Raw genomic sequence first — 11,343 nt, forward strand, 5'->3', positions numbered from 1 at the left:
GGTGCACTGCCCGCCACGCCAGGTTTGAGACAATCCACGCAAACACCAGGGAGGCCCCACCACTATGCGTATCGCAGTTCTTGACGACGACCCACTGCAACTGGAGCTGATCGACCAGGTGGTGCGCCAGGCGGGCCACCTGTGCCGTCTGCACCACAGCGGAGCGAGCTTTGTGCAGGATCTGCGCCGCGAGAGCTTCGATCTGCTGCTGGTGGACTGGGAAGTGCCCGACCTCTCCGGCCCCGAAGTCGTGCGCTGGGCGCGCGAGCACCTGCCGGCCACCCTGCCCATCGTGTTCATCACCCACCGCAGCGAAGAGCGCGATCTGGTCGAAGGCCTGAACTGCGGGGCCGATGATTTCATCGTCAAGCCCATCCGCGTGGCCGAGCTGCAGGCACGCATTGCCGCGCTGCTGCGCCGCGCCTACCCGCAGGCCCAAGAGGATGTGCTGGAGTTCGGTCCCTACCGCTTCACCCAGTCCACCTTCACGGCCGAGTTCCACGACCAGTCCGTGGTGCTCACGCACCGGGAATTCGCGCTGGCCGTGCTGCTGTTCCAGAACCAGGGCCGGCTGATGTCGCGCGACCATCTGCGCGAAGCCGTCTGGGGGCAGAACTCCGAAGTGCTGTCGCGCACGCTGGACACCCATGTCTCGCGCCTGCGCCAGGTGCTGCGCCTGCGCCCCGGCCAGGAGTACGCCATCTCGGCCGTCTACGGCCTGGGCTACCGGCTGGATGCACTGGGCTGCACCACGCCCACCAATCTGGACCTGGCCTCCTAGCCCCACCTCCAGCAACTTGCGGCTATCGGCTTTTTCCTGCAGGCTTGCATGCTGTATGCCTATGCACTTTCTCCGTCCTGCACCTTTGTGGCCCAGCGCCGCCGCCTGCATTCTTCTCACCCTGGCCTGCAGCGCCCAGGCACAGACTGCCGCCTCCTCGGCCACCGGGGTGACGCGCCACCGCATCCACACCGGCGATACGCTGGAACAGCTGGCCCGCCACTACCTGGGTGACGCCAGCCAATGGCAGCTGTTGCAACGGCACAACCAGGTCGGCAGTCCCTACCGCCTGCAGCCGGGCTCGGTGCTGGAGATTCCCAACCACCTGCTGCGCATGGCCACGGCCTCGGTAGACTATTTGCAGGGCCGGGTGACCGTGCTGCCGCCGCCGTCGCACACCGGATCGGCCGGCGAATCCGCACTCACCCCGGGCCAGCAGCTGCCCGAAGGCAGCCGCCTGCATGTGGCGCCCGATGCCTTTGTCAGCGTGCGCCTGGCCGACGGCTCGCTGCTGAAGGTGCAGGCCGACAGCACGCTGCTGCTGCAACAGCTGCGCCGCAAAGGGCGCACGGGCAGCCTGCAATCGGTGGTGGAGCTGCAAAACGGCGCCGTGGAAGCGACTGTTCCGCCCAACAAGGCCCAGCCTGCGGCGCTGGACGTGCGCACCGGCACGGCCACCAGCAGCGTGCGCGGCACGCAGTTCGGTGTCTACCTTGCGGCCGACGGCAGCACCGCCACCGCCGTGCAGCAGGGTGCGGTGCAGGTAGCATCCCACCAGTCCCCCAACGCCAGTGCCCTGGTACCCAAGGGCCGCGGCGCTGCCGTGACAGCCGACGGCCAGCTGCACCAGGCGGCACTGCTGCCGGCACTGCCCCAGGGCCAGTTGCCCCGCCTGGCCGAAGATGCCCAATGGCTGGACCTCCCCTTGCCGGCCCCCACCCAGGGTGCAGGCTATGTGGTGCAAGTCACACAGGATGCGGCCGGCCAGCAGGTGCTGCGCAATGGCCGCTTTACCGGCGACAAGGCCCGCTTTGCCGCCGTGCCGGATGGCAGCTATTTCCTGCGCGTGCAGGCCATGGACGGCCATGGCATTCCCGGTCTGCCCGCCCAGGGGCCGCTGAAGGTCAAGGCCCACCCGGTGCCACCGCTCTACCAGACAGCGCCCGCCGCCCAACTGCCCACCGATGGTGTGGACCTGCGCTGCACGCCGGTGCATGGCGTGTCCGCCTACCGCATCCAGATTGCGGCCGCCGGCCAGGATTTCAGCGTCCCGCTGCAAGACCGGGTGGTGCGTGAAGGCTGCGCGCTGCAGACCACCGACCTCGCCGCAGGCAACTACCACTGGCGCACCGCCAGCATCCGCACGCTGGACAACGGCCAGACGGACCAAGGTCCGTTTTCCGCGCCCCAGGATTTTCGTGCCATCCCGCGCCCCGCCGTGCCCGATGCGGCCGCGCTGCAGTGGAACACCGCCGCTGGCGTGCCCACGATGCACTGGCAGGGCGAGCCCGGCCAGAGCTGGCGCATTGTCGTGGCCCGTACACCCGAGGCCGAGCACCCGGTGCTGGACACCCGTGTGAACCAGCCCGCATGGCAGGCCGCCAACCTCGGCCCCGGCCAGTACTTCCTGCGCCTGCAGGTGCGCGATCCGTCCGGCCTGGACAGTCCGCTGTCGACCGCACGCCAGTTCACCGTGCTGCCCTGGGTGCGCGATGGCTCCGGCATGCCGCTGCGCAGCGGTAGCGGCCTGGATGTGCTCTCGCCATGAGCCCCACTGCGCCCCTGGCGGATCACTTCCCTCCGGCGGGCCGGCTGCGCGGTTGCCACGCCAGACCCTCGTCGACCTTGCCAAGAAAGCGGCTGGGCCTCCGCACCCCTAGCGCACCATGGCAAGCCGCCATGCCCCGCACATGTGGCGCTGGCTGAATCGGCTGCGCGCCTCTGACGTGTCACAGGGCCACCTGGGACTGCGGCGGGAATGGTGGATCTTCAGCGCCCTGCTGCTGGCCGCCTGCTGGTGGCTGGCCGGCCCGCAGCAGCTGGAGCGCAGCAATCTGCTGGTGCAGGATCTGGCGACCCGGCTGCAGCAGCGCCCGGCATCGCCCGAGGTGGTGGTGATTGCCATCGACGAGCACAGCATCGAAGCCATTGGGCGCTGGCCCTGGCGCCGGGCCATCCACGCCCAGCTGGTGCGCCACCTCTCGGCGCAGAACCCCAAGGCCATCGGGCTGGATGTGCTGTTCAGTGAAGAAGATCTGGACTACCCCGCCGACGACGCCCTGCTGGCCAGCGCCATTGCCGACAGCGGTCGCGTGGTGCTGCCGGTGGCGCAAGACCTGGCAGGCCGCCCCGTGGGCCAGTTGCCCGCCCTGGTCCAGGCCGCCGCCGCCCTGGGCCATGTGCAGTTGCGTGTGGATGCCGATGGCGGCGTACGCAGCTTTGCACCGCGCGCCGGCCTGGCCGGTCAGAGCCATTTGCACCTGGGCCTGGCCATGCGCTGCGTGGCCCAGCCGCAGGATGCGCTGTGTGCGCCGCAGCCTGCCGGTGCCCCGCCCGCCCTGCAATACATCGGCTTTGCCGGCGGCAACCCGGCATTCACCACCTATTCCTATATCGACGTGGTGCGCGGCGCCATTCCCGCCAGCGCCTTCCGCGGCAAGTATGTGGTGGTCGGCAGCCTGGCCACCGGCTTGTCCGCATCCATCGCCACCCCCACCCAGACGGCGCAGCACACCCCCAATGTGGTGATGGTGGCCCAGATCCTCAATGGTGCGCTCCAGCACACGCATGCGACGCCGGCATCGGCCACAGCCAACCGGCTGTTCAATGTCCTGCCTGTGCTGCTGACTCTGCTGGCCCTGGCCCTGCTGGGCCCCTCGGCCGCGCTGGCCGCCTGCGTGCTGCTGTGGTCCGCCACCTTGCTGACGGCCACCCTGGCACCGCTGTGGTGGCAACTGGTGCTGACTCCTGCGGCGGCACTGCTGCTGGTGGCTCTGGCCTACCCGCTGTGGAGCTGGCGGCGCCTGAATGCCGCGGCCCGCTTTCTGGAGCATGAAATGCGCGACCTGGGCCGCAGCGGCGCACTGGCACCGCTGCAGTCCGGCCTGATGGGCCAGGACATGCTGGCCCAGCGCATCCAGGCGGTGGAGCAGGCCTCGCGCCAGCTGCGTGCCCTGCACCACTTTGTCAGCGAAAGCCTGCTGCAGCTGCCCTCCCCCACACTGGTGTGCGATCCGCAAGGCCTCATCCTGCTGGCCAACAGCGCGGCCCACCGCTATGCCCAGTCGCTGGGCCAGACGCTGCAGGAACGCCAGGACGTGCAACTGCTGCTGGCCGGGGCCCGGGAAAACGAGAGCCAGGGACCGCTGTTCGACCCGCAGACCCTGGCGGGCGGACAGGCGTCCTTCCAGCATGAGGGAACCGACCGCCTGGGCAACCACCTGCTGCTGGTGGGCCGCCCGTTTGCCGCGCCGCCCACCACTGGCTGGCTGCTGACCCTGGTGGACATCACCCGCATGCGCCAGGCCATGGCCCAGCGCGACCAGGCCATGCATTTCATCTCGCACGACATCCGCGCCCCGATCGGCGCCATCGTCACCCTGCTGGAGATGGACCGCACCTTCGGCCACAGGGCGGCAGACAGTGCCGGCCCCTTGGTGTCCAGCGACACCGAAGTGCGCATCGAACGCTATGCCCGCAGCGCCCTGGCGCTGGCGGATGACTTTGTGCACCTGGCCCGCGCCCAGCAGCAGCCCCCGCGCCAGGAAGCCGTGGAGCTGGGCCTGCTGCTGGAGCAGGCCGTGGATGACAGCTGGGCCGCCGCCCATGCCAAGCTGATCGACATCGACTGGATGCCCCAGGAGGCGGAAGCCCTGATCACCGGCGACCCCGGTCAGTTGCGCCGCGTGCTGGGCAATCTGCTGGGCAATGCCGTCAAATACAGCCCCGCCGGCAGCACCGTGCACTGCAGCATCACAGAACGCCCTGCGCACTGGGTGGTGGTGCTGCGCGATGAGGGCGATGGCATCAGCCCCGAGCAGCAGGCCACACTGTTCCAGCCCTTTACCCGCCTGGCCCAGCATGAAGCCAGCCACATACAGGGAGTGGGCCTGGGTCTGGCCTTTGTGCACACCGTGATGCAGCGCCACGGCGCCGTAATGGAGCTGGACAGCACGCCCGGCCAGGGCAGCACCTTCCGCCTGGTGTTTGCCAAGCGCTGATCCCGCACCGACGTTACACCCGGAGCGGGGCATGCAGGCTTCGCCAAGACGTCAGCACTGCGCACGGGTCTGCGGATGGGGTGAGGGGTGCAATAGATAGCTGAGCGTTGCACATGCGGATGTGCACAGACATCCAAAGCGGGCGGCACATTGACCGCAGACGGCCCCGAAAACGAAAAAGCCTCAGAGCGTTTCCACTCTGAGGCTTGTCGTTTTGGTGCGGCTGGCAGGAATCGAACCCACGACCCCTTGGTTCGTAGCCAAGTACTCTATCCAGCTGAGCTACAGCCGCCGAAGCCATGATTATATGCAGAAAAAACAGGGCTTCAGGGAAAACGCTGAATTTTTCGCAGCAAAGCGCCAAAAACCGCGGCAGAGGCACCCGCAAGACACCTGGGTATTTTTACAGTTATTTGCAACAAGATAAGCTTGCAAGGCTTACACTCCATAGATAAGTTGCTATGTGAAAAATAGCAACCACCTCCGGTTCCCGCCCGGCCGCTCCTTTCCCCGTGCCCGCCCTGTCTGCCGTGCGTCGCCTGCGCCCACGGTGGTGGCAGCGGCTTTGTGTGTCCATGGCCACCCGCAAGCGCAAGTCTTCTCCCGCCCCCCTCCACTGGTTCCAGCGACTCAGGCACCGGCTCACCGGCCGCCTGGCGTTCTTCATCTGGGGCGCCCTGTTCGGCAATGCCGTGCTGGTACAGGCCCTGAGCCCCTGGGACCTGCTGACCCGCAGTCCGGAAAGCCTGCTCAGCCAATCCTGGCGCAGCCACCTGGACGGTGCGCGCCAGCAGCTGCGCGGCTGGGGCGAAGGACTGGCCGATGAAGCCACACGCTTGGTCAAGCAACGCATCGGGAACTGGGCCCAGTCCCCCGCCCCCTCCCAGGCCACACGCCCCACGGCATCGCCGGCGACCACGGCCAGCACGCCAACAACCGCCACAGCCTCCTCCGCCATCGACAGCAGCGGCTTTGCGGCCTGCCGTGAGCAGTTTCCGGCCGGCCGTGTCCTGCAACCAGGCAGCATCGGCACCGAATGGGCTGCGCGCGCGCTGTGCTCGGAAGGGTTTGCCGTGCTGTATTCCGGCCGCACCAAGACGCCGATGGTGGTGGTGGAGCGGCTGAACCGGGGCCGCCTGCAGCAGGCGGCCGGCCAGGAACGCACCGACCGCTTCTATGCCGACGCGCGCGTACCCAGTGCACAGCGCGCCACGCTGGCGGACTACCAGGGCAGCGGCTATGACCGCGGACACATGGCCGCTGCCGCCAACCAGTACAGCGCCAGCGGTATGGCCCAGTCGTTCGCCCTGACGAACATGGTGCCCCAGGACCCGACCAACAACCGCAAGGTCTGGGCCAAGCTGGAGGCCGATGTGCGCAAATACGCACAGCGCGCGGCGGGCGATGTGTTTGTCTTCAGCGGCCCGCTCTACCAGGGTGTGCCGCACTTGCTGGGAAGCAGCCAGGTCTGGGTTCCCGACCACTTGTTCAAGCTGGTCTACGACGCCAGCAGCCAGCGTGCCTGGGCCTATGTACTGCCCAACAGCGCCGACGCCCAGATCCAGCGCCCCATGGATTACGCCGACTTCGTGGTGCAGACCCAGTGGCACCTGCTGTCGGGCTTGCCGGTGACGGGCGGGGTGCAGTGAATGCACCGGCCTGTCCATGAAAAAACCGCCCGAAGGCGGTATCTGCTGGGTGGCCTGGGAGGAATCAGCCCACGCGGCTGTCTTGTGCCGAATCGGGCTGCGGCAGCTCCGATTCTTCGCGCAGGCGCACCCGCATCCAGAAGCCGCGCGCCTCGCCCGGCTTGACCAACTGGGTGGTCAGCTTCATCTGCTTCATGGGCAGCACTTCCACGCTGTGCAGCGTGGGCATGCGCAAAATGGCTTCCTGCGTCGGCATTTTCCAGTACTGGTCGTAGCCTGCGTGGTAGGACACCTCTTCGCACAGGCCGATGCGCTGCAGATCGGACAGCATGTGCTGGGTCAGCACCTCGCCCTGGGCGGCTCCCAGCCGGGGCACCAGAATCAGGCGCTGGGTATTGGGGCAGACAAACACCCACACCTCACCTGGTCCGCTCAGCCCTTTTTCCACCGGTTTTTCCGGGGCGGTACGCTCCGCACGGCGCATGGCCTGGGATTCGTCCTTGCCCATGAAGCGGCCACCGCCCACCTTCCCCTCATCGTCAGCGGATGTCGCAGCGGCAGGAGCGGCATCACTGCCGGACAGATTGGATTTCAGGCGATCAAAGATACTCACAGATAGCTCTCAATGTGGTGCGCTGCCTCCCCGGGCAGAGTCATGCGGTATGGTCCGTATTGTGTCAAAAATGAGGTATCCCCGATACCTGTCCGCCATGGCTGGCGCGTATCCGCCGTACCAGGGGTCACATTAGGCCCACTATCCCACCACCGGCCATCGGCGGGATTGACATGCATCAAGCACCGGCCAGACCTGCCTCATCCACCAGTGCCAGCACCACGGCCGCCGCAGGAATGCGCACCTGTACCTGCGCGCCGGGCTGCAGCGGCGCGCCCTCGGCAAACCCCACCACATGCACGCCGCCCGGCAGGCGCACAGCCACTTCCGCGCCCTCGCCGGTATCGGCCCGCGTCACTTCGCCGTCCCAGACCGTGGCCTGCAACCCATCGGCCGCCGCCGCCCCGGACAGCACCTGCACCGCTGTGGCCTTGGCCATGGCCAGCACCGCCTGGCCGGGAACCAGCCCCATCAGTTCGGCACTTTCGCGCGTCACCTGGGCTCGCAACGGGGCCGCATGGCGGCTGTCGGTGTGCAGCAGCACGGTCACACGGCCGCCTTCGGTGTGCAGCGACTGCACCGTGCAAGGCCACTGGTTGCGCATGCTGGTGCGCACGGCCAGGCGTGCCAGCACCGGCTGGTGCAGGCCGGCGCCCTGCAAGCGGGCCAGCACCTCGGAGCGGGCACGCTCCATGGCATCGGCCGCCTGCAGCAGGGCATGACCGGCCTCGGTCAGCGTGGCACCGCCCCCGCCGGCGCCGCCCACGCTGCGCTCCACCAGGGTCACCCCCGCAAGATTGGTCAAGGTGTCCAGCGCCTGCCAGGCCGCCTTGTAGCTGATGCCGCAGTCGCGCGCGGACTGGGAGATGGAGCCGTTGTGCACCAGGTGTCGCAGCACCTCGATGCGCTTGTCCGACATGCTGTGGCCCAGCGCATCGAGCAAAGCCGTCGCGGGCATGGGGGAAGAAGAAGCGGTGCGGTCAGCCATAGCCCCGCATCATGCCTGCACAAAAAGTTGCAGGCGGACGGGATGGCTATACTTCTCGCTATTCAAATAAAGAATAGCGAACCATGTCCCAGTCTTTCCCTCTGCGCCACCTGACCCTCGCTTGTGCGGTGCTGCTGGCCGGTGCGGCCCACGCCGACGAAGTGTCCGTGGCTGTGGCCGCCAACTTCACCGCCCCGATGCAGAAGATTGCTGCCCAGTTCGAGAAGGACACGGGCCACAAGGCCGTGCTGTCGTTTGGGGCCACCGGCAAGTTCTACGCCCAGATCAGCAACGGTGCACCGTTTGGCATTCTGCTGGCTGCGGATGACACCACGCCCGAAAAGATCGCCAAGGAAGGCAAGGGCGTGGACGCCAGCCGCTTCACCTATGCCATCGGCCAGCTGGTGCTGTGGAGCAAGCAGGCAGGCTATGTGGACGACAAGGGTGCCGTGCTCCAGCGCAATGACTGGCAGCACATTGCCATCGCCAATCCCAAGCTGGCCCCTTACGGCCTGGCTGCCATGGAAACCCTGGGCAAGCTGGGCCTCACCGCCCAGGTGCAGCCCAAGACCGTGCTGGGCGAGAACATCGGCCAGACCTACCAGTTCGCCGCCAGCGGCAATGCGCAACTGGGCTTTGTGGCGCTGTCCCAGGTGATGGAAGACGGCAAGATCCGTGAAGGCTCGGCCTGGATCGTTCCCGCCTCCATGCACGAGCCCATCCGCCAGGACGCCATCGTGCTGAACAGCGCCAAGGACAATGCCGCCGCCAAGGCGCTGATGGACTACCTCAAGGGCGACAAGGCCCGCGCCATCATCAAGTCCTATGGCTACGCCTTCTAAGCACCACAGTGCACCTGCGCGCACCGCGCGGGTTTCCACATAAGGGGATCCCGCTGTCCTGGCCACCTGCGCCGGGACAGCGCCCCTTTGGTTTTTATATAGTGCGGCTTTCTGCCGCCATGCCGTGAACACACCCCACCTCAGCCCGGAAGACTGGGCCGCCATCCGCCTGACGCTGGAGCTCGCCAGCGTCACCACCGTGCTGCTGCTGGTGCTGACCACGCCGCTGGCCTGGTGGCTGGCACACACGCGCTCGCGCTGGCGTGGGCCCATCGGTGCCGTGGTGGCACTGCCGCTGGTGCTGCCGCCCACGGTGATCGGTTTCTATCTGCTGGTCACCATGGGGCCCCACGGCCCCATCGGCCAGCTGACCGAGGCCCTGGGCCTGGGGCGCCTGCCTTTCACCTTCCCCGGGCTTGTGGTGGGCTCGGTCGTGTACTCGCTGCCGTTTGCCGTGCAGCCGCTGCAGCGCGCCTTCGAGTCCATCGGCAACCGCCCTCTGGAAGTGGCGGCCACACTGGGCGCCAGCCGGCTGGACCGCTTCTTCACCGTGGCCCTGCCGCTGGCACGGCCCGGCTTCATCACCGCCGCCGTGCTGAGCTTTGCCCACACCGTGGGTGAATTCGGCATCGTGCTGATGCTGGGCGGCAACATCCCCGGCGTGACCCGCGTGGTGTCGGTGCAGATCTACGACCATGTGGAAGCCATGGAATACGCCCAGGCCCACTGGCTGGCCGGCGGCATGGTCGCCTTTGCCTTTGTGGTACTGGTGCTGTTGAGCTGGCTGCAGCCGCGCGAACACCGCCACGCCTCTCCACTATGACCGCGCCCCACTCCAACGACCGCAGCATTGCGGCCCACCTGCAACTGCAGCGCGCCGACTTTGCACTGGATGTACAGCTCAACCTGCCCGGTCAGGGCGTCACGGCCCTGTTCGGCCCATCCGGCTGCGGCAAGACCACCTTGCTGCGCAGCATCGCCGGGCTGGAGCGCGCGCATGGCCGCGTCACCGTGAACGGCGATGTCTGGCAGGACGACGCGGCCCAGCATTGGCTGCCCACGCACCAGCGCGCCCTGGGCTATGTGTTCCAGGAAGCCAGCCTGTTCCCCCACCTCACGGCCGAGGACAACATCCGCTACGGCCTGCGCCGCACCCCGGCTGCCCGCCAGCGTGTGGCGCTGGAGCAGGTGATCGAGCTGCTGGGCATTGCACCGCTGCTGCCGCGCAAGCCATCCACCTTGTCCGGCGGCGAACGCCAGCGCGTGGCCATCGCCCGGGCCCTGGCCACCAGCCCGCGCGTGCTGCTGATGGACGAGCCGCTCTCGGCGCTGGATGCCGAACGCAAGGCCGAGGTGCTGCCCTATCTGGACCGTCTGCAGGCCCACCTGGACATTCCGGTGCTCTACATCAGCCATTCGCTGGACGAGGTGGCACGCCTGGCCAGCCACCTGGTGCTGCTGCGCGCCGGCCGGGTGGTGGCCGAAGGCCACACGGCCCAACTGCTGGCACGCCTGGACCTGCCCCTGGCCCACGGGGACACGGCAGCGGCCGTGGTGCCCGCCACGGTCACGCAACACGACGCCAGCGACCACCTGACCACGGCGCAGTTCGACGGTGGCCAGCTGCGCCTGGTCGGCACCCAGGCTCGCGCCCCCGGCACGGCGGTGCGCCTGCGCATCCAGGCGCGGGACGTGAGTGTGGCGCTGGTGCCACCCGCGTATTCCAGCATTCTCAATGTGCTGCCGGTGCAGATAGCCGCCATCCAGCCCGAAGCCCCGGGCTACGCCATGCTGCAGCTGCAGGCTGGCGCCACCATGCTGCTGGCCCGGCTGAGCCAGCATTCGGTGCAACAGATGGGCCTGTGCGCCGGCCAATCCGCCTGGGCCCAGGTCAAGGGTGTGGCCCTGCTGGATTGAGTGCATGCATTGCGGTGACCGTGCGCGCGGGGAATGCATACCCGAGGCTTGCGCTCATGTTTGCTGGACATCAAGGTGTGAGGTGAATAGATTCGCGTGCCTTCCCGTCTCCTTGTAGGAACTGGATGACATGAAGACTTGAGGGTCTTCACGCAATTCCTCGCTTTGCGAACCGGCGCCTGCCGCACCGGTTCAATTGCTTGCCATTGGCACCCCTCAACATTCGACGTGGCCCGTGAGGTCCGGCAATGCGTGGGCAATCGTCAAGGTCGAGGCTTCGAGTCCGGGCTGTCCCCCCGGCTCACCAGGCGCATGCATGCCGCGCCTGCAAAC

9 protein-coding genes, 1 tRNA gene and 1 pseudogene are annotated in these 11,343 nt (G+C 67.6%); 8 read left to right on the forward strand and 3 right to left on the reverse strand.

The annotated features are described in order from the left end of the window. The first annotated feature begins 64 nt into the window (after positions 1-64). From KW830_RS08925 to KW830_RS21540, 4 genes and pseudogenes are all read left to right on the forward strand, one after another. A complete protein-coding gene (locus KW830_RS08925; RefSeq protein ID WP_218332881.1) occupies positions 65-781 on the forward strand; it encodes a response regulator transcription factor in 717 nt (238 codons plus the stop codon). A 61-nt stretch (positions 782-842) separates the two neighbouring features. Continuing rightward, positions 843-2,549: a FecR domain-containing protein gene (locus tag KW830_RS08930; RefSeq protein WP_218332883.1), complete on the forward strand. Its 1,707-nt coding sequence runs from the start codon at positions 843-845 to the stop codon at positions 2,547-2,549. 142 nt (positions 2,550-2,691) lie between these two features. Then, positions 2,692-3,636, forward strand: a pseudogene (locus KW830_RS21535) (CHASE2 domain-containing protein); the annotation flags it as partial. A gap of 996 nt (positions 3,637-4,632) precedes the next feature. Beyond that, entirely contained in the window at positions 4,633-5,001 is a 369-nt protein-coding gene (locus KW830_RS21540) for a sensor histidine kinase (protein ID WP_370626114.1), read from the forward strand. A 215-nt stretch (positions 5,002-5,216) separates the two neighbouring features. On the opposite strand, the gene KW830_RS08940 is transcribed toward KW830_RS21540, so the two are convergent. Further along, positions 5,217-5,293: transfer RNA gene (locus KW830_RS08940), tRNA-Arg, on the reverse strand. A gap of 283 nt (positions 5,294-5,576) precedes the next feature. Here KW830_RS08940 and KW830_RS08945 point away from each other — a divergent pair. Beyond that, positions 5,577-6,650, forward strand: coding sequence for a DNA/RNA non-specific endonuclease (locus tag KW830_RS08945; RefSeq protein WP_066540749.1), 1,074 nt, complete (start codon positions 5,577-5,579; stop codon positions 6,648-6,650). A gap of 64 nt (positions 6,651-6,714) precedes the next feature. Here KW830_RS08945 and KW830_RS08950 read toward each other — a convergent pair whose 3' ends face one another. Both KW830_RS08950 and KW830_RS08955 read right to left on the reverse strand, forming a co-directional pair. Beyond that, positions 6,715-7,263 (reverse strand): hypothetical protein, encoded by a 549-nt coding sequence (locus tag KW830_RS08950; RefSeq protein ID WP_218332884.1) that lies wholly within the window; start codon positions 7,261-7,263, stop codon positions 6,715-6,717. A gap of 178 nt (positions 7,264-7,441) precedes the next feature. Next, positions 7,442-8,251 carry a TOBE domain-containing protein gene (locus tag KW830_RS08955; RefSeq protein WP_218332885.1) on the reverse strand — a complete coding sequence of 270 codons (810 nt, stop codon included), beginning with the start codon at positions 8,249-8,251 and terminating at the stop codon, positions 7,442-7,444. 83 nt (positions 8,252-8,334) lie between these two features. Here KW830_RS08955 and modA point away from each other — a divergent pair, with 83 nt between their 5' ends. The 3 genes from modA (at position 8,335) to modC (ending at position 11,010) form a co-directional block, all read left to right on the forward strand. Next, on the forward strand, positions 8,335-9,093 hold the full coding sequence (modA, locus tag KW830_RS08960) for a molybdate ABC transporter substrate-binding protein (protein ID WP_218332886.1): 759 nt from the start codon (positions 8,335-8,337) through the stop codon (positions 9,091-9,093). Between the two features lie 124 nt (positions 9,094-9,217). Next, positions 9,218-9,916 carry a molybdate ABC transporter permease subunit gene (gene modB / locus KW830_RS08965; protein ID WP_066540738.1) on the forward strand — a complete coding sequence of 233 codons (699 nt, stop codon included), beginning with the start codon at positions 9,218-9,220 and terminating at the stop codon, positions 9,914-9,916. Beyond that, positions 9,913-11,010 carry a molybdenum ABC transporter ATP-binding protein gene (gene modC, locus KW830_RS08970; RefSeq protein WP_218332887.1) on the forward strand — a complete coding sequence of 366 codons (1,098 nt, stop codon included), beginning with the start codon at positions 9,913-9,915 and terminating at the stop codon, positions 11,008-11,010. Before modB ends, modC begins: the two co-directional genes overlap by 4 nt. Positions 11,011-11,343 lie beyond the last annotated feature (333 nt).

This window comes from Comamonas sp. CMM03 (assembly GCF_019218715.1).
GTDB lineage: Bacteria > Pseudomonadota > Gammaproteobacteria > Burkholderiales > Burkholderiaceae_C > Comamonas > Comamonas terrigena.

Coding starts and splice junctions, on each gene's coding strand:
- KW830_RS08925 (WP_218332881.1), top strand. CDS start 65: ATGCGTATCGCAGTTCTTGACGACGACCCACTGCAACTGGAGCTGATC.
- KW830_RS08930 (WP_218332883.1), top strand. CDS start 843: ATGCACTTTCTCCGTCCTGCACCTTTGTGGCCCAGCGCCGCCGCCTGC.
- KW830_RS21540 (WP_370626114.1), top strand. CDS start 4,633: ATGCCCCAGGAGGCGGAAGCCCTGATCACCGGCGACCCCGGTCAGTTG.
- KW830_RS08945 (WP_066540749.1), top strand. CDS start 5,577: ATGGCCACCCGCAAGCGCAAGTCTTCTCCCGCCCCCCTCCACTGGTTC.
- KW830_RS08955 (WP_218332885.1), bottom strand. CDS start 8,251: ATGGCTGACCGCACCGCTTCTTCTTCCCCCATGCCCGCGACGGCTTTG.
- modA (WP_218332886.1), top strand. CDS start 8,335: ATGTCCCAGTCTTTCCCTCTGCGCCACCTGACCCTCGCTTGTGCGGTG.
- modC (WP_218332887.1), top strand. CDS start 9,913: ATGACCGCGCCCCACTCCAACGACCGCAGCATTGCGGCCCACCTGCAA.